This is a genomic window from Kitasatospora dryopteridis (assembly GCF_050749075.1).
GTDB lineage: Bacteria > Actinomycetota > Actinomycetes > Streptomycetales > Streptomycetaceae > Kitasatospora.
In genome coordinates this window covers 1,214,775-1,236,872 of the sequence record NZ_CP192749.1, presented here as the reverse complement: position 1 = coordinate 1,236,872, position 22,098 = coordinate 1,214,775, and the positions used below count along the sequence as shown (strand labels likewise).

Annotated in this window: 19 protein-coding genes; 13 read left to right on the top strand and 6 right to left on the bottom strand. The window is 74.7% G+C overall.

Features of this window, described 5'->3' with window-relative positions; genetic code table 11:
- The first annotated feature begins 142 nt into the window (after nucleotides 1-142).
- The 3 genes from ACQ614_RS05630 (at nucleotide 143) to ACQ614_RS05620 (ending at nucleotide 4,052) form a co-directional block, all read left to right on the top strand.
- Entirely contained in the window at nucleotides 143-1,357 is a 1,215-nt protein-coding gene (locus tag ACQ614_RS05630; protein WP_431677089.1) for a serine hydrolase domain-containing protein, read from the top strand.
- A gap of 181 nt (nucleotides 1,358-1,538) precedes the next feature.
- Nucleotides 1,539-3,458 carry a glycoside hydrolase family 5 protein gene (locus ACQ614_RS05625; RefSeq protein ID WP_431677087.1) on the top strand — a complete coding sequence of 640 codons (1,920 nt, stop codon included), beginning with the start codon at nucleotides 1,539-1,541 and terminating at the stop codon, nucleotides 3,456-3,458.
- A gap of 66 nt (nucleotides 3,459-3,524) precedes the next feature.
- A complete protein-coding gene (locus ACQ614_RS05620) occupies nucleotides 3,525-4,052 on the top strand; it encodes a hypothetical protein (protein ID WP_431677086.1) in 528 nt (175 codons plus the stop codon).
- A 23-nt stretch (nucleotides 4,053-4,075) separates the two neighbouring features.
- Here the strand turns inward: ACQ614_RS05620 and ACQ614_RS05615 are convergent, their stop codons facing one another.
- Nucleotides 4,076-5,083, bottom strand: a complete 1,008-nt coding sequence (locus tag ACQ614_RS05615) for a hypothetical protein (protein ID WP_431677084.1) — start codon at nucleotides 5,081-5,083, stop codon at nucleotides 4,076-4,078.
- Between the two features lie 100 nt (nucleotides 5,084-5,183).
- Nucleotides 5,184-6,686: a glycoside hydrolase family 10 protein gene (locus tag ACQ614_RS05610; RefSeq protein ID WP_431677082.1), complete on the bottom strand. Its 1,503-nt coding sequence runs from the start codon at nucleotides 6,684-6,686 to the stop codon at nucleotides 5,184-5,186.
- A 194-nt stretch (nucleotides 6,687-6,880) separates the two neighbouring features.
- On the opposite strand from ACQ614_RS05610, the gene dacB reads away from it, so the two are divergent.
- The 7 genes from dacB to ACQ614_RS05575 all read left to right on the top strand — a co-directional run bounded on the left by dacB (nucleotide 6,881) and on the right by ACQ614_RS05575 (nucleotide 15,167).
- Entirely contained in the window at nucleotides 6,881-8,446 is a 1,566-nt protein-coding gene (gene dacB, locus ACQ614_RS05605) for a D-alanyl-D-alanine carboxypeptidase/D-alanyl-D-alanine endopeptidase (RefSeq protein WP_431677081.1), read from the top strand.
- A complete protein-coding gene (locus ACQ614_RS05600; RefSeq protein WP_431677079.1) occupies nucleotides 8,440-10,059 on the top strand; it encodes a peptide ABC transporter substrate-binding protein in 1,620 nt (539 codons plus the stop codon). The genes dacB and ACQ614_RS05600 overlap by 7 nt, the downstream gene beginning before the upstream one ends.
- A gap of 48 nt (nucleotides 10,060-10,107) precedes the next feature.
- Nucleotides 10,108-11,037, top strand: a complete 930-nt coding sequence (locus tag ACQ614_RS05595) for an ABC transporter permease (protein ID WP_431677077.1) — start codon at nucleotides 10,108-10,110, stop codon at nucleotides 11,035-11,037.
- Entirely contained in the window at nucleotides 11,027-11,983 is a 957-nt protein-coding gene (locus tag ACQ614_RS05590) for an ABC transporter permease (protein WP_431677076.1), read from the top strand. The genes ACQ614_RS05595 and ACQ614_RS05590 overlap by 11 nt, the downstream gene beginning before the upstream one ends.
- An 8-nt stretch (nucleotides 11,984-11,991) precedes the next feature.
- Nucleotides 11,992-12,966 carry a S66 peptidase family protein gene (locus ACQ614_RS05585; RefSeq protein ID WP_431677074.1) on the top strand — a complete coding sequence of 325 codons (975 nt, stop codon included), beginning with the start codon at nucleotides 11,992-11,994 and terminating at the stop codon, nucleotides 12,964-12,966.
- Complete coding sequence (locus tag ACQ614_RS05580) at nucleotides 12,954-13,787, top strand: M55 family metallopeptidase (RefSeq protein WP_431677073.1); 834 nt, start codon at nucleotides 12,954-12,956, stop codon at nucleotides 13,785-13,787. The genes ACQ614_RS05585 and ACQ614_RS05580 overlap by 13 nt, the downstream gene beginning before the upstream one ends.
- Before the next feature lie 69 nt (nucleotides 13,788-13,856).
- Nucleotides 13,857-15,167 carry a M20/M25/M40 family metallo-hydrolase gene (locus tag ACQ614_RS05575; RefSeq protein WP_431677072.1) on the top strand — a complete coding sequence of 437 codons (1,311 nt, stop codon included), beginning with the start codon at nucleotides 13,857-13,859 and terminating at the stop codon, nucleotides 15,165-15,167.
- Nucleotides 15,168-15,208: 41 nt separating this feature from the next.
- Here ACQ614_RS05575 and ACQ614_RS05570 read toward each other — a convergent pair whose 3' ends face one another.
- Nucleotides 15,209-16,651 carry a DHA2 family efflux MFS transporter permease subunit gene (locus tag ACQ614_RS05570; protein ID WP_431677070.1) on the bottom strand — a complete coding sequence of 481 codons (1,443 nt, stop codon included), beginning with the start codon at nucleotides 16,649-16,651 and terminating at the stop codon, nucleotides 15,209-15,211.
- 62 nt (nucleotides 16,652-16,713) lie between these two features.
- Between ACQ614_RS05570 and ACQ614_RS05565 the strand changes: the two genes are divergently transcribed.
- The gene (locus ACQ614_RS05565; RefSeq protein WP_431677069.1) at nucleotides 16,714-17,199 is read left to right on the top strand and encodes a MarR family winged helix-turn-helix transcriptional regulator; all 486 of its coding nucleotides are present in this window, start codon (nucleotides 16,714-16,716) and stop codon (nucleotides 17,197-17,199) included.
- 301 nt (nucleotides 17,200-17,500) lie between these two features.
- Here ACQ614_RS05565 and ACQ614_RS05560 read toward each other — a convergent pair whose 3' ends face one another.
- Nucleotides 17,501-18,256: a helix-turn-helix domain-containing protein gene (locus ACQ614_RS05560; RefSeq protein WP_431677068.1), complete on the bottom strand. Its 756-nt coding sequence runs from the start codon at nucleotides 18,254-18,256 to the stop codon at nucleotides 17,501-17,503.
- 80 nt (nucleotides 18,257-18,336) lie between these two features.
- Between ACQ614_RS05560 and ACQ614_RS05555 the strand changes: the two genes are divergently transcribed.
- Nucleotides 18,337-19,584 (top strand): MFS transporter, encoded by a 1,248-nt coding sequence (locus ACQ614_RS05555; RefSeq protein ID WP_431677067.1) that lies wholly within the window; start codon nucleotides 18,337-18,339, stop codon nucleotides 19,582-19,584.
- Here the strand turns inward: ACQ614_RS05555 and ACQ614_RS05550 are convergent.
- Nucleotides 19,562-19,825 carry a hypothetical protein gene (locus ACQ614_RS05550; protein ID WP_363491512.1) on the bottom strand — a complete coding sequence of 88 codons (264 nt, stop codon included), beginning with the start codon at nucleotides 19,823-19,825 and terminating at the stop codon, nucleotides 19,562-19,564. The genes ACQ614_RS05555 and ACQ614_RS05550 overlap by 23 nt on opposite strands.
- Before the next feature lie 176 nt (nucleotides 19,826-20,001).
- Here ACQ614_RS05550 and ACQ614_RS05545 point away from each other — a divergent pair, with 176 nt between their 5' ends.
- Nucleotides 20,002-21,195 (top strand): ROK family transcriptional regulator, encoded by a 1,194-nt coding sequence (locus ACQ614_RS05545; RefSeq protein WP_431677065.1) that lies wholly within the window; start codon nucleotides 20,002-20,004, stop codon nucleotides 21,193-21,195.
- 137 nt (nucleotides 21,196-21,332) lie between these two features.
- Here the strand turns inward: ACQ614_RS05545 and ACQ614_RS05540 are convergent, their stop codons facing one another.
- Nucleotides 21,333-21,980: a DUF4360 domain-containing protein gene (locus tag ACQ614_RS05540; RefSeq protein ID WP_431683826.1), complete on the bottom strand. Its 648-nt coding sequence runs from the start codon at nucleotides 21,978-21,980 to the stop codon at nucleotides 21,333-21,335.
- Between the last annotated feature and the right edge of the window lie 118 nt (nucleotides 21,981-22,098).

The following is a 22,098-nucleotide window of genomic DNA, read 5'->3' as shown; positions in this document are numbered from 1 at the left end:
AACGCTCGCGGGCAACCCCTGAGTGGTTGGCCCGGTGTGTGAGGGCGCCGCCCACCCTTCCGGGGACGCCGCCGTTCCGCCGGACGGAGCAGCCGCCGGGGTGGCGCCCGCCGCGCACCCCGCCCGGCTCGCACCGTGGGGTATGACCCGTACTCAGACCGCGCTGCTGTGCGCGGCCACACTGTTCGCAGCCACGCTGCAGACCACCGTTGGGGCTGCCACCGCCGCACCCTCCGGCGGCCACGACCGGCAGACCTGCGAGGCCACCCCCGGACCGCTCCGCGGTCCGGCCCGCCGGATCGACCGCATCGTGCGCGAGACGATGGAGGAGTTCGATCTCAAGTCCGTGCTGTTCAAGGTGACGGAGGACGGCCGCGAGATCGTGACCGGCGCCCGCGGGGAGTCGATGACGAGCGTCCCCGCCGAGCCCGGCATGCACTTCCGCTCCGGTTCGGTGGCCATCGCCTACATGGGCACCGTGCTGCTGCAGCTGGTCGAGGAGGGCCGGGTCGGCCTCGACGACCCCGTCTCCCGCTGGCTGCCCGGCCTGCCGCACGGCGACGAGATCACCCTGCGGATGCTGGGCAGTTCGACCTCCGGTCTGGTCGACTACGTCCGCGACCCGGGCTTCCTCGCCGCGCTCGACGCCGACCCGTTCCAGCACTGGACGCCGGAGGAGCTGGTCGGCATCTCCACCGCCCAGCCGCTCTGGTACGAGCCGGGCACCGACTGGAGCTACTCGCACGCCAACTTCGTCCTGCTCGGCGCCGCGCTGGAGCGGATCACCGACACCCGGCTCGACCGGCTGCTGGAGGAGCGGGTGATGGGCCCGCTCGGGCTGAAGGACACCCGCAACGGCTTCACGCCCGACATCCCCACGCCCGTGCAGCACGCCTTCACCGCGGAGCGCGGCACCTACGAGGAGTCCACCTTCTGGGACCCGTCCTGGACGACCGCGCCCGGGGCCGTCCTCACCACCCACATCTGCGACCTGGAGCGTTCGGCCCGGGCCATCGGGAGCGGCGAACTGCTCTCCCGCCGCTCCTTCCGCGTCCAGCTCGACCCCGGCACGGTCGGCCTCGGCGGCGGGACGCCGACCTGTCCGCCCGACGTCTGCCTGCTCAACACCGAGGCCAGGCACTTCGGCCTGGGCGTGATCGTGGTCAACGACTGGATCCTGCAGAACCCGTCCTTCTCCGGCTACGCCGCCATCCAGGCCTATCTGCCGCACAATCGGCTCTCCATCGCCGTGTCGGCCACCAAGGGGCCCGGCTCGCCGGACCAGAACTCGGCGCAGGTCGTCGCCGAGCGCATCTCCGAACTGCTCGCCCCGGAGAACCCGTTGGTCCTCGCCTGATTCCTCCCGTCCCCGCACCGCCCCCTGCTGCCCGTGCACTGCCCCGCCGTCCCGTCCGCACCGGCCGGCCCCGTCGAAGGGGTCGGCCGGAGGCGGTTCAGGCCCCGTACCGATGGGTAACCCGGCTCTGCCGACGCCTCGTTGGCATGCATCCGCCACTCTCGAACCCCGGGCAGGCCCGATGATCCGGCACCTCCTCCGCACCGCGCTGCTGCTCCCCCTGGCCGCCGCCCTGGCGGCCGCACCGGCCGGCCCCGCCGGTGCCGCGCCCGCAGCGTCCGAACTGCCCGCCGCCACCGCACAGTCGGCCGGCTGGGCGGCCCCGCTCTCCACCCGCGGCCGCGACATCGTCGACGCCGACGGCCGGAAGTTCCAGCTCCGGGCCGGCAACTGGGACGGCGCACAGGGCTCGTGGAACGGATCGGGCGACAAGGCGGACCCCGCCAACCACCACAGCGGACAGGACTCCCACGGCATCCCGCTGGGCCTCGACCGCACACCCCTGCCCGCGCTGCTCGCCGACTTCCACCGGCTCGGCCTCAACAGCATCCGGCTGCCCTTCTCCAACGAGATGATCCGCACCACCGCACCGGTGCCGGACGCGGCCGTCGCCGCCAACCCCGCGCTGCGCGGCCTCACCCCGCTCGGGGTCTACGACGCCGTGGTGCGCGCACTCACCGCCGACGGATTCGCCGTGATCCTCAACAACCACACCAACACCACCCGTTGGTGCTGTGGCCTGGACGGCAACGAGCGCTGGAACAGCAGCCAGTCCACCCGCCAGTGGGAGGACGACTGGGTGTTCATGGCCCGCCGCTACCGCGACGACAAGCGGGTGGTCGGCGCCGACCTCTACAACGAGGTCCGCCGCGACTACCTCGACGACCCCAACTGGGGCCTCGGCGACGCCCACGACTGGTACACCGCCGCCCAGCGCGCCGGCGACCGCATCCTCACCGAGGGCAGCCCCGACCTGCTGATCGTGGTCGAGGGCATCAACTGGACGGGCATCCCCGCCGACGGCCTGCCGCACGGCCGCCCCGCCCTCGCACCCGTCCGCACCCTCTCGCACACCCTGGTCGCCTCGCACAAACTCGTCTACTCCGCCCACTTCTACGGCTACACCGGCCCGCGCCACAGCGGCGCCACCGGCCTCGGCGAGACCCACGACGCCCGCTACCAGGACCTCACCCGCGACGAGCTGTACCGCGTCCTCGACGAACAGGCCCTCTACGTCGCAGCCGGGACCGGAGAGCACTTCACCGCCCCCGTCTGGATCAGCGAGTTCGGCATCGGCGCCGACGAGGGCGCGGCCGCACCGCGCGCCTGGTTCGGCAACTTCACCGACCGGCTCGCCGCCCTCGGCACCGACTTCGCCTACTGGCCCCTCGTCGGCTGGAACGACCCCGGACGCGGCGACAGTTGGGCCCTGCTCCGGTACGACTCCGCAGGCCGCCGCTCGGGCGTGCTGGACGGCACGGACTGGCGCGCCGCCGGCTGGAACCGCCTCACCGCCGTACCCGCCCCGAACGGGCCGGTACCGCCCGTCGACGCCTGGCACATGCTGAGCACCGACCACGCCGACGCCGTGCAGTCCCTGCGCGTCCGCGCCGCCGGCGACTGGGACGGCGGAGCCCGCAAGGCCGTCTGCCCCGACGGCGAACGCCTCACCGGCCTCGCCCACACCGGCGGACGCGGCCTGTGCACCGACACCGCCACCGGCGGCGACCTCCGGGCCGCCACCGGGGACGCCGTCGTCGTCCGCGACGAACGGAACGTCCCCGCCGGCGGCGACTGGGCCTCCGGCTACACCAAGTTCCAGTGCGCCCAGGGCCAGTTCCTGATCGGCTACAGCCTCCGCGGCGCCCGCGTCTCCGCCGCCCTCTGCGTCCAGGCCCGCCGCCCCCTCGGCACCGCCGGGCGCACCGTCTGGTTCGACCGCGGCGACAACCGCCCCGCCGGCAACCCCGGCGGCGAGTACGCACACGGCGCCTACAAGGGCCAGTGCAGCCCCGGCGAATACGCCGCCGGTATCGCCTTCACCACCCGCATCGGCTCCTCCGGCACCCCCGACGCCCTCCTCTGCCGCCCGCTGGCCTGAGCCTCCCGTGCCTCGAGCACAATGCAGGGCGGAGACGGGGACGGACGGACTTCGGAAAGGTGCGGTGTGGTCCGGGAGAGCGACATCGGATGGCTGTGCGGCCTGGTCGGCCGGGCGGAGCCGGACGAGGGCTGGGAGGAGGACGAGCACGTCCGGTACTGGCTGTACCAGGAGTGCCTGTCTGCCTGCACGGCCGGGACCGAGGCGGCGATCGTGGAGATCGTCGTGCGGGACCCGGACCGTGCGATGGCCGAGTCCACTCTGGTCCGGTACGTGGACGGGCTGGCGCCCGACTGCGGATCGGCCGGCTCCTTCGCCGACCGGGTGCAGGGGATTGCGGCGCGGGCCGCGGGATTCGACTTCCTGCGGACGAGGATCGAGCACTGGATGCTCGTCAAGCGGGCCGACACCGATCCCGCGGGCGTGCTCCCCGAGATCCTGGCGGGCACCCATTGGCTCCAGCGGAGGACCGTGGAGACCTCGCGGTCGCGCCGGGTCCTGACCGCCCTGGCCGAGGACGGGGGCAGCAGGAAGGTCAGGAACGCGGCCGCCGAGCGGCTCCGCAGGGAGTCCCCCGACGGGTGGGTGCCGTAGGGCCCGTCCGCCCCCGGGCCGGGTCAGGTGGGGAAGCCGAGGTGGACGTGGTCGTGGTGGGCGTCGTCGGTGAAGTACTGGCGGGGTGTGGTGCCGCCGGGGAGTTGGCGGGGGCCGCCGATGTTGTAGGAGCCGAGGGCGGCGGCGTCCCGCATGAAACCGTCCACCAGGTCGTGCGGGGTGGCCGGGTCGACCACGGCGTGGTCGTCGATCTGCCAGACGTCGACGGCCCGGCCCCGGGTGTGATCGCTCGTGCGGGAGGTGTCGAAGACGTTGACCGGGTGGCCGCTGCGGAGCACCGTCACCGTGAAGGTGTACTTCGCGGCGAGCGCCAGCATCGCCTCGAGCACGCTGTCGTGGACGGCGCCGCCGCGGACGTCGGCGATCGCCGCGAACGGCAGTCGGATGCGCGGTTGGGCCAGTACCCGCTGCGCCGCGTCGGAGATCCGTGCGGCGGGCGGTGCGGGTTCGGCCGGGTGCAGGGCGGTGACGTTCCACCGGGGCTGGGCCCGGACGAGGCGGACGTCGATGGTGGTGCCGCCGGCCGCGTCCGGGGTCCACTGCCGGCAGACGACCATCACGCTCGCGGAGTCCGGCTCGTAGCCGCCCCACTGGGCGTTCACGATCTGTAGCGCGGCCGCTTCGGCGGGCCCGAGGAGCGGCCCGGCCTGTTCGGCGAGCGAGGGGTCGAGGCCGAGCGCCGCGACCCGCTTCCGGGCGGCGGCCAGGCCCTGTTCGCCGGGAGGCCAGGCGCCGATCGCCTCCACCAGTTGCACGGCGCGCAGCTTGACCTCGGGATGGTTCTCGCCCGGCCCGGGCTGCCAGGGCGTGGTCACGGGCAGCCCGGCCGACGACGGCGAGGACGGCGCCGAGGAGGGCGAGGCGGACGGCGACCCGGGTGTGCCGGGGCCCGCGGCCGTCCCGGCCCGGCTCGTGCAGGCGCCCGCCAGGGCCCCGGCGAGGCCCAGCAGCACGGCTCGCCGCGGCAGGACGTGGGCCGGCGGTGCGGGCCGGCGGCTCGGGGCGTCCACCGCTCCACGGTAAGGCCGCGGCGGGCCCCGCACCCTGCGGGAGCACCCGGGCCCGGCCGGCAGGATCCTCGAGACGCGCCCTCGCGCACGACCAGGACCGTCAGATCCGGACGGCCGCGCTCGCCCCGCTCTCCCGGCCGCAGCGGTCCACCGCCGTGGCCGTGTACCGGCCCGCGGCAGCGACCGGGAGCGGCCGGCCGGCGTCCGCGGCCGGGAGGACCGCCGTCAGGGTGCCGGCCGTGCGGCCGTGTGCCTGCGGGTGGTGGTAGAGCGCGTACCGGAAGGGCGGCCGGGCGCCGGGGCCGGGGGAGAGGAGCAGACCGGCGTCGGAGGCGGCGAGCCGCGGGGGAGACGGCGGCGTGCCGCCGGCCAGGCGGGGGAGCAGCGGGCCGAGGGAGGGCCGGCGCCAGTGGTCGGCGGCGAGCCGGGCGACCGCGCCGATCGGGTCGGCGCGCAGGTTGCGGGCGCTGAACAGGATGTCGCCGCCGATCTGCGGCAGTTCGGCGTTGAGGGCGAGGTGCCGGGAGAGTTCGGCCGGGTCCTGCCAGGCCTCGGCCTGCCCGGGGGCGCCCGCGCGGTAGGCGGACTGGCCGATCCACAGCAGGGTGTCCCGGTCGGCGGTCTGTGCGGCCCACCAGCGGGCCAGGGTGCGGTAGTCGGCCTGCGGGTGCCCGATGTGCCAGTACAGCTGCGGGGCGACGTAGTCGAGCAGGCCGTCGCGCACCCAGCCGAGCGAGTCGGCGTGCAGGCCGTCGTACGACTGGAACGCCGAGGTGGCCGATCCGGCCGGGTCGGTGGCGGCGTTGCGCCAGACCCCGAACGGGCTGACCCCGAACGCCGCCTCGGGGCGCACCGCCCGTACCAGGTCGCGCAGTTCGCGGATCAGCAGGTCGACGTTGCGCCTGCGCCAGGCGGCCCGGTCGGTGGAGCCGGCGCCGTACGCGGCGAAGGAGGCGTCGTCGGCGAACGGCTCCCCGCCCGTCGGGTAGGGGTAGAAGTAGTCGTCGAGGTGGACGCCGTCGACCGGGTAGCGGACCACCGCGTCCAGGATCGCCTGCTCGACGAAGGCACGGGCCGCGGGGACGCCCGGGTCGTAGTAGAGCCGGCCGCCGTGGGCGACCGTCCACTCGGGGTGGCGGCGGGCCGGGTGGTGCGCGGCGAGCCGGGCGGGGTCGGCGTGCAGGGCCACCCGGTAGGGGTTGAACCAGGCGTGGAAGGCGAGGCCGCGGGTGTGGGCGGCGTCCACCAGGAAGCGCAGCACGTCCCAGCCGGGGTCGAGCCCCTGGGTGCCGGTCAGCCAGTGCGACCACGGCTCGAAGGGTGACGGCCAGAACGCGTCCGCGGTCGGCCGCACCTGCACGAACACCGCGTTGACGCCGAGCGCCGCGGCCGCGTCCAGCAGCCCGGTGTACGCGCTGCGCAGCCGGTCCTCGGGCAGGCCGGGGGCGGGCGGCCAGTCCATGTGTTCGACCGAGGCGATCCACAGGCCGCGCAGCTGCCGCTCCGGCGTGTCCGCGGTTCGGGCCGCCGCGCCGGGGGTGGCGGCCAGGGCGAGCGCACCGAAGCCGCCCAGGAACAGCCGACGGGACGGACGCAGCGGCATGGGGGCTCCCGGGGGCGCGAAGGTACCGCCACTGTCCCGCCCGCCGTCGACGCCGGGGCGGCGGCGCACCGCCGGCATCCTCCGCACGGGGGAATTGCCGGGTGAATTGTCGGCCCCCGCGGCGCCACCGGCCACTTCTGACGGCCCGTCGGGGACAGAGTGGTCACCGGCTCCACTCCTCGGGAGGCAACACCGTGCTCACCCTTCCGGTCCGGCTGCTGTCGGTGCCGCTCGCCGTCGCGCTCGCCGCCCTGCTGCCCGCCGGGTCGGCCCCCGCCGGGTCGCCGTGGACCACTGCGGAGGCCCGGAGCCTCGGCTCCGATCTGGACGGGCTGCTCGCCGACGTCCGCCTCGCCGGGGCGCAGGTGTCCGCGCTGGTCACCGACGCCGCCACCGGCGAGGTGCTGTACCAGCGTTCGTCCGGGGCGCTGATGCTGCCCGCCTCCACGCTCAAGACGGTGACCGCGGCGGCCGCCCTCGACCTGCTCGGCCCGGGCCATCGCTTCACCACCGAGGTGCTCGCCGCCGGCCCGCGCACCGGCGGGCGGATCGACGGCGACCTGGTGCTCCGCGGCGGCGGCGACCCGACACTCCTCCCGGCCGACCTGGACGCCCTGGCGGCGCAGGTCGCCGGGGCCGGTGTCACCGAGGTGGGCGGCGCGCTGCTGGCCGACGCGAGCCGCTGGGACGGCGTGCCGCTCGGCCCCAGCTGGGCCTGGGACGACCAGGCGGCGTACTACAGCCCGCAGATCTCCGCACTCACCCTCACCACCGACACCGACTACGACCCCGGCACGGTACGGGTGGTCCTGACGCCCGGCGACGCCGCCGGCCGGCCCGCGACGGTGCGGGTCGTCCCGGCGGAGGCACCGGTGCGGTTCACGGGGCAGGTGGTCACCGGCGCGGCCGGCAGCGCCCGGACGGCCGCCGTCGACCGTACCCCCGGCGGCAACGAACTCCTGCTCTCCGGCAGTGTCCCGGCCGGCGGCGGCGCCGGCGAGGAGTGGATCGCCGTGGACCGCCCGGCGCTGGTCGCGGGTGCGGTGTTCGCCGCCGCGCTCGCCCGGCACGGGGTCACCGTGCGCGGGCAGCTCGCCGAGGGCCGGGCGCCCGCGGGCGCCGCCGTGCTCGCCGCCCACGACTCGGCGCCGCTCGCCGACCTGATGGCGCCCTTCCTGAAGCTCAGCAACAACGGCATCGCCGAGCACCTGGTCAAGGAGATCGGAAAGGTTCGGGCGGAGAACGGGAGTTGGGCGTCCGGCACGGACCAGGTGCGCGGCTTCCTGCAGCGTGCCGGGCTGGAGCCCACCGAGGCCCGGCAGGTGGACGGCTCCGGGCTGTCCCGGCACAACCTGCTGACCGCCGGGCGGCTCACCGCCCTGCTGCAGTTCGCCCGCAAACAGCCGTGGTTCGACACCTGGTACCGGGCGCTGCCGGTGGCCGGCGACGCCCGCCGCGCGGTCGGCGGCACCCTCGCCAACCGGATGCGCGGCACCGCCGCGGAGGGCAGGGTGCACGCCAAGACCGGCTCCATGACCGGCGTGGACGCACTGGCCGGCTACGTGGAGCGGGCCGACGGCCGCACCCTCGCCTTCGCCGTCCTGGTCAACAACTTCAACGGCACCGGGCCGCGTCCGGTGATCGACGCCTTCGCCGTCCGGCTCGCCGGCGACGGCGGCGCCGCACTGCGGACGGCACCCGCCGCACCCGGCCCCGCCCGGGACTGGGAGACCGCCTGCCTCACGGACGCCAGGTGCTGACCGCCCGCGCCCTGCGCCTGCCGGCCGCCGCGCTGGCGCTGGCCGTGCTGGCGTCGGCCGCCGGCTGCGTCCGCCGCGGTGACGAGGACCTCGGGCCCGTCCCGGACGTGCCCGGCGGCGAGTTCACCGTCGCCCTCACCGAACCTGACCACCTCACCCCCGGCCGCACCACCAGCAGCTACTCGCTGCAGGTGATCCAGGGCCTCTTCGACACCCCGGTCGCCCTGGACCCGGCCGACGGCCACGCCGTCCCGCTGGCCGCCGAGTCGCTGACCACCGACGACCAGCGGGTGTGGACGCTCAGGTTCCGGCCCGGCGCGGCCTTCCACAACGGCGAGCCGGTCACCGCGGCCAGCTACGCCGCCGCCTGGAACGCCGCCGCGTACGGCCCCAACGGCTGGGAGGCCAACGGGTACTTCAGCCAGATCGACGGCTACGCCGCCCTCAACCCGGCGGACGGCGCCGAGCCCGCCGCCGACCGGCTCTCCGGCCTCGAGGTGGTGGACGACACCACCCTGAGGGTCACGCTGGGCGCACCCTTCAGCCAGTTCCCGATGCTGCTGGCCTTCCCCGCCTTCGCCCCGCTGCCGAAGGCGGCCTTCGACGACCCGGCCGGGTACGACCTCCACCCGGTCGGCAACGGCCCGTTCGCGATGGACGGCGACTGGCGGCACCACCAGCGGATCGACCTGCGCCGGGCCGGCGGCTACACCGGCCTGCGTCCGCCGACGGCCGACGCCGTGCACTTCCGGATCTTCACCAGCAAGGACACCGCCTTCACCGAACTCCGGGCCGGCCACGTCGACTTCATGGCCAGCGTGCCGCCCGCCCGGGCCTACGAGGCAAAGCGCACCTTCGGCCGGCGGTACTCGGTGCGGCCCAGCGGCACCATGGACTACCTCGGCCTGCCGCTGTGGGACCCGCGGTACGCCAAACCGGAGCTGCGGCAGGCCATTTCGATGGCGATCGACCGCAAGGGCATCACCCGGGCCATCTTCAACGAGGTCTTCGCACCGGCCGACTCGCTGGTCGCCGCGATGATCCCCGGCCACCGGGCGGGCGCCTGCGGCGAGACCTGCACCTACCGGCCGGAGCGCGCCAAGGAGTTGTTCGACAAGGCGGGCGGCTTCACCGGCACGCTGGAGCTGTACTTCGCCAACTCCGACCCCACCTACGAGCAGTGGATGACCGCGGTCGCCAACGAGCTCAAGCAGAACCTGGGCATCCGCGACGTCGCCTTCCGCAAGATGTCCGGCGCCGACCTCGGCCCCATCCTCAACGGCCGCAAGGCGACCGGCCCGTACCGGCAGAACTGGGTGGTCGACTACCCCAGCGTGCAGAACTACCTCGCCGGGCTGCTCGGCCCCAACAACCGTTCCGGCTGGTCCGACCCGGCCTTCGACGAGGCGCTCGCCCTCGGCAACGCGGCCCCGACCGCCGCCGAGTCGGAGGAGCACTACCACCGGGCCGAGGCCATCGCGCTCAAGGCCCTGCCGCTGATCCCGCTCTGGAACTGGCAGGACCAGACCGCCTGGAGCAGCCGGATCGGCAACGTCGTCGTCGACCCGTACGTCGCCGGGCTGCACCTGGAGAAGGTGACCGTGCGGCACTGACCCAGCCCTGACCACCGTCGCAACCACACGATCCGGGGGCGCCCGCCGATGGGCCGATACATCGCCCGCCGCCTGCTGTACGCCGTTCCCGTACTGCTGGCGACCACCTTCCTGATCCACGCCATGGTCTTCGTCCTGCCCGGCGACCCGATCCAGGGTCTGGCCGGCGACCGGCCCGTACCGCCCGCCGTCCTCGCCGAACTGCACCACCGCTACCACCTCGACGACCCGCTGGTCGTCCAGTACGCCAAGTACCTCGGCGGCCTGCTGACCGGCGACCTGGGCCGGACCTTCACCGGGGAGCCGGTCGCCGACGCCCTCACCGGCCGCTGGCAGGTCACCCTGCGGCTCGGCCTCACCGCCTGGTTCCTGGAGACCGTCCTCGGCATCGCCCTCGGTGTGTGGGCCGCGCTGCGCAAGGGCCGCTGGGCGGACAACGCGGTGCTCGCCGGCACCACCCTGGTGATCGCCGTCCCCGTCTACATCGTCGGCTACCTCGCCCAACTCCTGCTCGGCGTACGGCTCGGCTGGTTCCCGATCTCCGGCACCGAGGACGGCTGGCCCACCGCCTACCTGCTGCCCGGCCTGGTCCTGGCCTCCTTCGGCGTCGCCTACGTCGCCCGGCTCACCCGGGCCTCCCTGCTGGAGAACCTGCGCGCCGACTACGTGCGCACGGCCGGCGCCAAGGGCCTGCCCAGGTGGCGGGTGATCGTCCGGCACACCCTGCGCAACTCGCTGATCCCGGTGGTCACCTTCCTCGGCGTCGAACTCGGCTCGCTGATGGCCGGCGCGGTCGTCACCGAGTACGTCTTCAACCTGCCCGGCATCGGCCAACAGGTCTTCCAGGCCATCCAGTTGCGCGAAGGACCGACCGTGGTCGGCATCACCACCGCACTGGTGCTGGTCTACTGCCTCGCCAACCTGCTGGTCGACGTCCTGTACGGCCTGCTCGACCCGAGGATCCGCCATGACCAGTAGCCCGCCCGCACCGGCGCCGCCGCCCGCACCCGCACCGCCGGCCCCCGCCCCGACCCGCGACCTCCTGCTGCCCCCCAAGCGGCGCCCCGGCCGCGGCGAGTCCCCCTCCGCGAGCGCCTGGCGCGACCTGCGCACCCGGCCGCTCGTCCTCGCCTGCACCGGCGTCCTGCTGCTGATGGCCCTGATGGCGGCCTTCCCGGAGCCCTTCATCGCGGTGCTCACCCACGACAGCGGCCGCTGCGAACTCTCCGACTCCCGGGTCGGCCCCAGCATCGACCACCCCTTCGGCTTCGACCTGCAGGGCTGCGACTACCTCGGGCAGGTCGTCCGCGGCAGCCGCCCCTCCCTGGTCATCGGGATCGCGGTGACCGCCGGCGCGCTGCTGCTGTCCGTCGTCCTCGGCCTGCTGGCCGGCTTCTACGGCGGCTGGGTGGACGGCCTGGTCTCCCGGGTCACCGACGTCTTCTTCGGCCTGCCGTTCGTGCTCGGCGCCACCGTCGTCCTGGTCGCCTTCCCCGACCACGGGCTCGGTGCGATGACCCTCGTCCTGGTCGCACTCGGCTGGACGACCATGACCCGGGTGATGCGCGCCCAGGTCATCGGCCTCAAGGACGCCGACTACGTGCAGGCCGCCCGCTCCACCGGCGCCCGCCCGCTGCGCCTGATGACCCGGCACCTGCTGCCGAACGCGGTGACCCCGGTGGTCGTGGTCGCCATGCTCAACGTCGGAAACGTCATCTCCGGTGAGGCCACGCTGGACTTCCTCGGCGTCGGACTGCAGTACCCTGCCCTCTCCTGGGGTCTGCAACTCAACGCGGCCCAGGCGTACTTCCTCGACTTCCCGCACCTGCTCGCCTTCCCCGCGCTGTTCCTGTCGGCGACCGTGCTGAGCTTCATCCTGCTCGGCGACGCCGTCCGGGACGCCTACGACCCGAAGCTGAAGTGAGGCCCCGCATGCCGACCCCTCCCCGCACCCGCACGGTGCCGGCGGCCCTGCGCCCGGGCGACCGGGTCGCCGTCGCCGCACCCGCCGGGCCGCCCGACCCCGACCTGCTCGACCGCGGCACCGCCCTGCTCGCCTCCTGGGGCCTGGAGGTGACCGTGCTGCCGCACGTCCGCGACAGCTACCTCGGCCACCTGGCCGGCCGCGACGAGGACCGCGCCGCCGACCTCACCGCCGCCTGCACCGACCCCGGCATCCGCGCCGTCTTCTGCGCCCGCGGCGGCTACGGCACCCAGCGCATGGTCGACCTGGTGGACTGGCGGGCGATCGCGGCCGCACCAGCGCCCGCCCTGCTGGTCGGCTCCAGCGACATCACCGCCCTGCACGAGGCCTTCGCCGCCCGGCTCGGCACCACCACCCTGCACGCCCCGATGCCCGCCACCGGCGCCCTGGTCGACCGCCCGGAGAGCGCCGACCACCTGCGCACCGTGCTCTTCGAGCCCGAGAAGGCCACCGAACTGCCGCTCACCAGTGAGGTGCTGGCCCCCGGCACCGCCCGCGGCCGGCTCGCCGGCGGCAACGCCAGCCTGCTCGCCGCCTCCGTCGGCACCCCCACCGCACTGCCGCCGGACGGCTGCCTGCTGCTCCTGGAGGAGACCGGCGAGGAGCCCTACCGGCTGGACCGCATCCTCACCCAGCTCACCCGCTCCGGCACGCTGGCCCGGGCGGCCGGCATCGTCCTCGGCGACTTCACCGACTGCGGGCCCGAGGACGAGGTCCGCGCGGTGCTCGCCGACCGGCTCGGCGGACTCGGCATCCCCGTCGCCGCCGGTCTGCCCGCCGGGCACGGGCAGCTCCAGCTGACCGTGCCGCTCGGCATCCCGGCCGAACTCGGCAGGGGCGTGCTCACCCTGCTGGAGCCGCCGCTCGCCCCGCGCGACGGCCACGGCCGCCCGACCGCCGAGGAGGCCGCGTGCGCGTCCTGATCTCCGCCGACATGGAGGGCGCCACCGGCACCACCTGGCCGGAGGACGTCGAACCCGGCGCCCCCGCCTGGCGGCGGATGCGCCGCCTGCTCACCGCGGACGTCAACGCCTGCATCGCCGGCCTGTACGCCGGAGGCGCCGAGGAGGTGCTGGTCAACGAGGCGCACGAGACCCAGCGCAACGTCCTGCTGGAGGAACTCGACCCGCGGGCCCGGCTGCTGGTCGGCCGCCACAAGCCGCTCGGCATGATGCAGGGCGTCCAGGACGCCGACGCCGTGGTCTTCCTCGGCTACCACACCGGCGCCGGCGAACCCGGCGTCCTCGCCCACACCTACCTGGGCGCCGGCCTCACCGGCTTCCGGATCGACGGCGAGAACGCCGACGAGGGCCGGATGAACGCACTGACCGCCGCCGAGCACGGCGTGCCGGTCATCCTGGTCACCGGCGACGACCGCACCTGCGAGGCCGCCGCAGCCTGGGCACCCGAGGCGCGTACGGCCGCCGTCAAGGAGTGCGTCAGCCGGTACGCGGCGATCTGCCTGCCCCCGGAGCGCAGCACCGCCCTGATCCGCGAACGGGCCGAACTCGCCATGCGGGACCACCGGATGCTCGGCCGCCCCGAACCGGTCACCGGCCCGCACCGCTTCGAGATCGACTTCCACGCCACCCACCAGGCCGAGGCCGTCGCAGCCGTCCCCACCGTCGAACTGCTCGGCCCGCGTACCGTCGGATACACCGCACCCGGGGCCACCCGGGCCGCCCGCACCTTCAAGGTCTGCACCGTCGTCGCACGGGCGGCCGCCGAACAGCACTACGGCTGACCGCGGCCGTGCAGCAGTGGCCGTGCATCCGCGGCTGCGCACCAGCAGTCGTGCACGACAGGAGGACCCGTGACCGTGACCCCGCAGGCGCTCGACACCGAGGTGGCCGGCCTCTGCCGCGACCTGCTGCGCATCGACACCGTCAACCCGGGCGACGGCAGTGGCCCGGGTGAGCGCGAGGCCGCCGAGTACGTCGCCGCCCGGCTCGCCGAGGCCGGGCTCGCCCCGCTGCTCACGGAGTCCGCGCCGCGCCGCGCCAGCGTGCTCGCCCGGGTTGCCGGCACCGACCCCTCGCTGCCGCCGCTGCTCGTCCACGGCCACCTCGACACCGTGCCCTTCGACGCCGCCGACTGGACGCACCACCCGCTCTCCGGCGAGGAGGCGGACGGCTGCCTGTGGGGCCGCGGCGCGGTGGACATGAAGGGCACCCTCGCCATGACGCTGGCGCTGGTCCGCGGCTGGTCCCGCACTGGGCGGCGGCCGCGCCGCGACCTGGTGCTGGCCTTCCTGGCCGACGAGGAGTCCACCGGGGAGTACGGCGCCCGCTTCGCGGTGGACCGGCACCGCGAGTGGTTCGACGGCGTGACCGAGGCGATCGGCGAGTCCGGCGGGTACTCGGTGCCGGCCGGGCAGCAGCGGCTCTACCCGGTCGCGGTGGGCGAGCGCTGCACCGCGTGGATGCGGCTGGCCGCCACCGGCACCGCCGGCCACGGCTCCCGCGGCGGCGCCGACAACGCCGTCGCCACCCTGGTGCACGGGCTGTCCCGGCTGGCCGCCCACCCCTGGCCGACCCGGCTGACGCCGCCGGTGGAGGCGCTGCTCGCCGAACTCGAGCGCGTCCTCGGCACCGTGATCGACCGGGAGCGGCTGGAGGCTGAGGCCGTCCGACTGGGGCGGGCCGGCGGACTGTTCGCGCACACCGTCCGCAACTCGGCCGTGCCGACGGTGCTGCAGGCCGGGCGGAAGGTGAACGTGATCCCCGGCAGCGCCTCCGCCCAGGTCGACGGCCGGTTCCTGCCCGGTACCCGCGAGGAGTACCTGGAGACCGTCGAGCGGCTGCTGGGCCCGCAGGTGGCACGGGAGTTCATCAACCTGGAGGAGGCCGTCGCCGCCGACCACACCGGCCCGGCCTTCGCCGCGATGGCCGACGCCCTGCGCGCCGAGGACCCGGCCGCCCGGCCCGTGCCGTACCTGATGTCCGGCGGCACCGACGCCAAGACCTTCAACCGGCTGGGCATCGCCTGCTACGGCTTCGCACCGCTGCTGCTCGACCCTGAACTCGACTACCCGCGGATGTTCCACGGAGTGGACGAACGGGTGTCGGCCTCCGGCCTGGCCTTCGGCGTACGGGTGCTGGACCGCTTCCTCGGCAGCTACTGAAGGGCACATGGGCAGCCACACAGGGGTGCGGGGACCACCCCTCAGCGGCGGGCTGCCTTCTCGCGGGTGCGGGCAGGTGCGCTGCCCGTCCGCGGGCCGGCGGCGGCCTTCCGGGCTGCGGCGTCCGGCACGGTGAAGGCGTACAGGCCGGTGGCCACCGCGATCGCGGCAAGTACCAGGTAGGCCAACCGGTAGGCCTCCAGCGGCGGGTGGGCCTGCGCGGGTCCGCCGGCGCCGAGCACCAGGACGGTGGTCACCACGGCCGGCGCCAGTGCATTGCCGGTCTGCCGGACGACCGTGTTGAGAGTGGCCGCATGGGCGACGTCCGCCGGGGCGACGGTGCTGAACGAGGCGATCGTGGTGGGCACGAAGACCCCGCCCATCGCCAGGCCGAGCAGGAACATGTAGCCGCGGAACGCCCACAGGCTCGTCCCCCCGTCGGCAGCGGCGAACAGCAGCAGCACCCCGGCGACGCCCAGCATGCCGGTACCGATGATCACCCGCGGCCCGACCCTCGAGTACACCGCGCCGACCAGCTGCATGGTGAGGAGCACCCCGAAGGCCTCGGTGAAGGTGGTGCTGCCGCTGTCCAGCGCCGAACCGCCGCGGGCCTCCTGAATGTAGATCGGGCCGAGGAACATCGCGCCCATGATGGGCACGTAGCCGACCAGGCTGATCAGGTTGGTGTCGCGGAACAGCCGGTCGCGGAACAGCCGCAGCCGCAGGATCGGTTCGGCGACCCGCAGTTCGACGGTCACCGCCACGGCGAGCAGCACCGAGCCGGCCGCCAGTGCACCCAGCACCGGCGGCTGCGACCAGCCGAGTTCCGGCCCGGTGCAGACCCCGTACATCAGGGTGGCGGTGCCGGCGGCGCAGAGCAGCAGGCCGGGCAGGTCGAGCCGGCCCGCGGCGTGGTCCCGGTGCTCGGCGAGGAAGGCCAGACCGAAGAGGACGGCCAGGGTGCCGAAGGGCACGTTGACGTAGAACACCCAGCGCCAGGACAGGCCGGTCACCAGCAGGCCGCCGAGCAGCGGGGCCAGTGCCGGGGCGATCTGCTGCGGAATGATCAGCAGCCGGGCGAGGCGCACCTGCTCGGCCTGGCCGAAGGTGCGGAACAGCAGCGCCTGCGAGGTCGGCATCAGCAGGCCCGCGGCGAGGCCCTGCAGGGCGCGGGCGGCGACCAGGGCGGTGAGGTTCGGGGCGGCCCCGCACAGACCGGAGGCCGCGGTGAAGGCGCCCAGGGAGAGCAGCAGCGTGCGGCGGCCGCCGTGGCGCTCCACGAGCCAGGCGGACGCGGGGATCATCATGCCCAGGCAGACCGGGTAGACCACGACGACGCCGGTCAGTGCGGCCGGGGTCAGGTGGAACTGCCGGGCGATGCTGGGCAGTGCGACGGTGGTGATCGCACCGTCGACGATGCAGATGAACGTGGTCAGGACGGTCATGATGGGCACGACGTGGCGCTGGCTCAGGCGGGTGCTCATAGAAACTGAGCATACTCACTATGATGGTGCTCATAAAGATGCAGGGATGGGGACGGCACGGCATGGCAGCACAGGGACAGGCCCCCGGGCGCAACTTCGGCAGCAGCGACGTCCTGGTGGACGAGCTCTTCGCCACCACCCAGCGGCTGCGCGCCTTCGTGGACGGCAGGCTCCGCGAGCACGGCGCCTCCGTGTCGCGGCTGCGCACCCTCCGGGTACTCGCCCGCGCCGGCGAACCGCTGCGCATGAGGGATCTCGCCGAACTCGTCGGCAACGCCCCCCGCACCACCACCACCATCGTCGACAGCCTGGAACGGGACGGTCTGGTCGAGCGGGTGCGCCATCCCGAGGACCGTCGCGCCTTCCTGCTGACCCTCACCGAGGAGGGCATCCGCCGCCACCGCGAGGCCGAGGAACTGGACCGCGAGGCCCTGGCCGCCGCCACCGGCACCCTCGAGCCCGCCGAACGCGAACAGCTGCGCGCCCTCCTCGCCCGCATCCGCACCGCCGTCGGCGAGGAGGCGTCCGCAGCCGGCACGGACGGGTGAACTGCCGTCCCGCGGACGGCAACCCGGCGCGCGATCCGGGTATCGGACGGGTGAAAGGACGGGCTCGGCCGTCAGGCCGGCCGATCTTCCTGCCGAAGGGGTTCGTGACCGGAAGGAGGGGATCACCTCGCGTTATGTCCTGCTGGGCCTCGGCCTCGTCTCCGCCCTCGCCCTCGTCCTCTTCCTCGCTGCAGCGCGGGCGGGCACCCGCAGCGAGGAGGAGGACGAACAGGAGCCGTAGGGGCTGATCGATTCGGGTGCCCCCGGCGCCCCAGGTGGTCGCCCGTTGCCCCATTCACCTTCACCGCAGGGGGCGGCCCTCGCGTTGGTGGCGGCCGGGGGTTGTCCCGAAGGCGCGGCGGAAGGCTTCCACGAAGGCGCTCGGTGAGGACCAGCCGCAGGCCGTCGCCACCGAGGTCACCGGCCGGCCCGCCGCCAGCAGGGTCAGTGCGTGGTGCAGCCGCAGCTGTGCCCGCCACTGCGGGAAGCTCATTCCCGTCTCGCGGCGGAACAGCCGGCTCAGCGTGCGCTCGGACGCCCCGACGGCTGCGCCCAGTTCGGCGAGGCTCCGGCCGTCGGCCGGGTCCGCGGCGAGCAGGTCGGCCAGGTCGCGAAGGCGCGGGTCTGCGGGGGTGGGCAGCCGCAGTCCGAGGGCGGGCGCCCGGCGCAGCTGGTCCAGGGCGACCTGCTCCAGGGCGCCGGCCTGTTCGCCCTGCGGCGGCTCCGGCCCGCTGAGGACTTCGACCACCTCCCACAGCAGTGCCGACACCGCGAGCACCGCGGGCTCGGTCAGACCGAGCGGGTTGACCTCGGCGGGGAAGCTGAGGCTGCGCAATTCGCTGGGCCCGTGGGCCCGGTGGGCGTGCGCGACGCCGGCCGGCACCCACACCCCGCGGTGGGCGGGCACTGCCCAGCTGCCCTGCTCGGTCGACACCTCCAGCACGCCCCGGCCGGGGCAGATCAGTTGGTTGACGGTGTGGAAGTGCCAGTCGATGCGCTCGCGGTGGGCCAGCGGGCGGCGGGTCGGTCCGTGCAGATCCTGGCGGGTTGTCGACACGGATCGGCAGACTATCGGAAGCCCGTACCCCCGCCCCCCGGCCAGGCTGGTCACGTCAACGAACGTATGGGGAGGCGCAGATGACGCTCGAGGACGGCACACGCCGGACAGCCGGCACGGCGGCCCACGCGCCGCCGCGGCCCGGGGGCGACGGAACCGGCGGTGTCTGGCGCCGGATGCGCCTGTGGGGCACCGCCCACGCCGTGGACGACTTCTACCAGGGGCTGGTGCCCGCGGTGGTGCCGTACTTCGCGCTGGACCGGGGCTACGACTACGTCGCCGTCGGCGGGCTCACCCTGGCTGCGACGATCGGGAGTTCGGTGCCGCAGCCGGCGATCGGGCTGGCCGTCGACCGCTGGCGGCTCGGCGGTCTCGCCGCCGCGGGGGTGGCGCTGGCCGGGGTCGGCCTCGGCCTGTCGGGGCTGGTGGAGTCGTACGCCGCGGCCTGGCTGCTGGTCCTGCTGTCGGGGCTCGGCGTGGCGATGTTCCACCCGGCGGCCGGGCGGTCGGCGCGGGAGGCGGCGGGCGGGAGCACGGCGGCGATGAGCGTGTTCGCGGCGGGCGGCAGTGTCGGCTTCTTCCTGGCACCGGTGCTGGCCACGCCCGCGCTGGCGGCCTGGGGAGTCCGGTCGACGGTGCTGTTCGTGCCGCCGGCGCTGCTGACGGGCTGGGTGCTGCTGCGCCACCGGCGGCGGCAGCGGGCGGCGGCTCCGGCCCGGGCGGAGGCTCCGGCGGGGCCGGACCGCTGGCCGCCGTTCCTGGTGCTGACCGGGGTGGGGGTGGTGCGCTCGGTGGTCTTCTTCGGGGTGAGCACCTTCCTGGAGCTGCACTGGCTGCGCGACCTGCACGCCTCGCGCGCCGTGGCGGGGGCGGCGCTGGCGGGCTTCCTGGGCGGTGGCGTCGCCGGGACGCTGCTGGGAGGGCGGATCGCGGACCGGATCGGCGCGGTGGCCGCGGTGCGGCTGGGCACGGCGCTCACCGTTCCGGCGCTGGCCGGCCTGTGGCTGGCTCCGGGCGCCGTCGCCCCGCTGGTCTTCGCGGTGCTCACCGGGCTGGTGCTGAACGTGCCCTTCGCGGTGCTGGTGAAGCTCGGCCAGGACTACCTGCCGGGGCGCCCGGGCACCGCGGCCGGGGTCACCCTCGGGCTGGCGCTGAGTGCGGGCGGGCTGAGTGCGCCGCTGCTGGGCGCGGTCGCGCAGGACCACGGCACGCAGGGGGTGCTGGCGGTGCTCTGTGCGGTGCCGCTGGCGGCACTGGCACTGGCCTACCTGCTGGTCGAGCCCGGCGGGGGCCCGGTCGGCCGGGTCAGGCGACGTGGCAGAGCTTGACCACGGAGACCCGGTGCAGGTCGATCGCGAGCGGGGTGTGCCGGCGGTGCCGGCGGGCGTCCTCGGACTCGGCCCGGGCGAGCGCCTCGGCGAGTGCGTGCTCGGCCTCGTGCGCGTCGACGATGAAGAGGTGGACGCCGCCGTCGGGCGTGCCGTCCGGCCCGGTGTCACCGGAGTCGTGCGGAATCTCCACACGCCAGCGGAACAGATGCGGCGCGGCCGGCCTGGACCTCTTGGTCATCGGCGTGCTTCCTCTCCCGTGCGGACGTGACGGGCGTTGGAGCTCCGTGGCGTTCGGGACCTTTGTGCGGTTCGTATCACCGTATGGGGGTGAAATATGTCCGTCAAGAGGACGAGATGTGCAGTAAATATTCCGTTCAGCGGATAAATGCGGGGCAACCCCGGTACGGTGCTTGTATGAGCGACCTCCACGAGTCGGCCGCCCTGTCCGCCCGGCGGCTGCGTACCCGCACCGCCCTGCTCGCCGTCCTCGCAGAGTACGGCGCCCTCAGCCGTGCCGACCTCGGCCGGCTCACCGGCCTGTCGCGGTCCGCCGTCAGCAGCGCGGTCGCCGACCTGCGCGCCGAGGGCGCCGTCACCGAGCAGCACGCCCCGTCCGCCGTCGCGGCCGGGCGCGGGCGGCCCGCCGCGGTCGTCGCGCTCAGCCGCGACACCGGGCTCGTCCTCGGCCTCGACCTGGGGCACTCGCACATCACCGCCGCGGTCGGCACCGGCGAGGGCACCGTCCTCGGGGAGGCCACCGCCCACCTCGACATCGACGACCACCCGGAGCAGGCGCTCGACACGGCGGCCGACCTCGCCGCCGAGGCCGTCCGGCAGGCCGGCTGCGAGCCCGGGGGGATCGGCGCGGCCGCGGCGGGGCTGCCCGCCGCCATGGACCTGCGCACCCGGACCGTCCGGTCGCCCACCGTCCTCGCCAAGTGGATCGGCCTCGACCCGGCCGCCGAGCTCGGCCGCCGCCTCGGCATCCCCGTGACCGTCGCCAACGACGCCGAGATGGGCGCCCGCGGCGAGCGCGCCCTGGGCGCCGGGCGCGGCTTCGGCGACCTGATCTACGTCAAGGCCTCGCACGGCGTCGGCAGCGGCCTCGTCCTCGGCGGCCAGGTGTACCGCGGTGCCCTCGGGCTCGCCGGCGAGATCGGGCACATCCAGCTGCCCGGGGCGACCAACTGGTGCCGCTGCGGCAACCGCGGGTGCCTGGAGACGGTCGTCTCCGTCCAGGAGGTCCGGCGCCGGCTCACCCACGTGCTGGCCAGCGCCGACCGCGGGGCGGTGCCCGCCGAGATCCCGCCGCTGGCCGAGCTGGGCGCCCGCCCGGCGGCCGCCCGGGTGATCACTGATGCGGGCCGCACCCTCGGCCGCGTCCTGGCGGACCTGGTCAACTGCCTCAACCCGGCCGCGATCATCATCGGCGGGGAGCTCGGCCAGGCCGGCGCCCCGCTGGTCGCCGGCGTCCGCGAGTCCGTCGACCGCTACGCCCAGCCCGCCGTCGCCGAGGCGGTGGAGATCCTGCCCGGCGCGCTGGGCGTCCGCGCCGAGCTGCACGGCGCCCTGGTCACCGCGGCGGAGAGCCGCCGCTCGGCGGCCTGACGGCGGCCCGCCCCGCACGGGGGTGCGGGCCGGGCCGGGTGCAGGGCGGGCCGCCGTCGGTCCCGGCCGTTCCGGTGGGCCCGCCCGGCCCCGATGGCGGCCGGGGTGGGGCCGGGCGGGAGCTGGTGCGCCTCCGGTCAGGGGCAGGTCTTCCAGGCCAGGTGGTAGACCGTGTTGATGTCCCCGTCGGTGGAGTCCATCGTCATGAAGCTGGTGGTCTTGTTCGGGTCCGAGGTGCCCGCGTTGACCCGCAGCTCGGTGTTGATGTTGAAGTTCCGCTGCTCGCCGCAGGGTGCGTACACCAGGGCGGCGACGTCCACCGAGTCGGTGGCCTGCCAGCTGTCGTCGACCGGTCCGGTGAAGCGGTGGTTGCTGGAGGTGGTCTGCGCGGAGCCCTGGAAGTAGTAGCTGGCCTTCTGCAGGCCGGTGGCGCCGCGCTCCAGGTGGGCGAAGCCGCGGTAGTCGGCGGAGGCGATCGCGTAGGTGAAGCCCTGCGGCACGTGCACGTTCAGGTTGAGCTGGCAGTTCTTGCGGTAGTCGGTCGGCTTGGAGCCGACGCCGACCTGGGCCAGGTACTGGCTGTAGGTGACCGTGAAGGCCGTGTTGTCGGGTGAGACCGCGACCGCGGCGGTGCCGGCGGGACAGCCCGAGCCGTTGACCGTCGCCACGTTGATCACGATCTTGTCCGGCGGCGGCGGGGTGGTCCACGGGCCGGCGGGCGAGGCGGCCGCGGCCCCGGGGGCGGTGACCAGTGAGGCGGCGGCGGCGCCGACGGCGACGAGCATGCGAACGATCAAGACGGGTCCTTCCGATCGTGCACCGGCCGCCGGACGGGTTGTCCGTCCGGCGGTTTGTCGCGTACATGTCACCATGGTTGCGGCCCTGCGTACAGAGGGCCGACGA

Coding starts and splice junctions, on each gene's coding strand:
- ACQ614_RS05630 (WP_431677089.1), top strand. CDS start 143: ATGACCCGTACTCAGACCGCGCTGCTGTGCGCGGCCACACTGTTCGCA.
- ACQ614_RS05625 (WP_431677087.1), top strand. CDS start 1,539: ATGATCCGGCACCTCCTCCGCACCGCGCTGCTGCTCCCCCTGGCCGCC.
- ACQ614_RS05610 (WP_431677082.1), bottom strand. CDS start 6,686: ATGCCGCTGCGTCCGTCCCGTCGGCTGTTCCTGGGCGGCTTCGGTGCG.
- ACQ614_RS05595 (WP_431677077.1), top strand. CDS start 10,108: ATGGGCCGATACATCGCCCGCCGCCTGCTGTACGCCGTTCCCGTACTG.
- ACQ614_RS05590 (WP_431677076.1), top strand. CDS start 11,027: ATGACCAGTAGCCCGCCCGCACCGGCGCCGCCGCCCGCACCCGCACCG.
- ACQ614_RS05585 (WP_431677074.1), top strand. CDS start 11,992: ATGCCGACCCCTCCCCGCACCCGCACGGTGCCGGCGGCCCTGCGCCCG.
- ACQ614_RS05570 (WP_431677070.1), bottom strand. CDS start 16,651: ATGAGCACCCGCCTGAGCCAGCGCCACGTCGTGCCCATCATGACCGTC.
- ACQ614_RS05565 (WP_431677069.1), top strand. CDS start 16,714: ATGGCAGCACAGGGACAGGCCCCCGGGCGCAACTTCGGCAGCAGCGAC.
- ACQ614_RS05555 (WP_431677067.1), top strand. CDS start 18,337: ATGACGCTCGAGGACGGCACACGCCGGACAGCCGGCACGGCGGCCCAC.
- ACQ614_RS05550 (WP_363491512.1), bottom strand. CDS start 19,825: ATGACCAAGAGGTCCAGGCCGGCCGCGCCGCATCTGTTCCGCTGGCGT.
- ACQ614_RS05545 (WP_431677065.1), top strand. CDS start 20,002: ATGAGCGACCTCCACGAGTCGGCCGCCCTGTCCGCCCGGCGGCTGCGT.
- ACQ614_RS05540 (WP_431683826.1), bottom strand. CDS start 21,980: ATGCTCGTCGCCGTCGGCGCCGCCGCCGCCTCACTGGTCACCGCCCCC.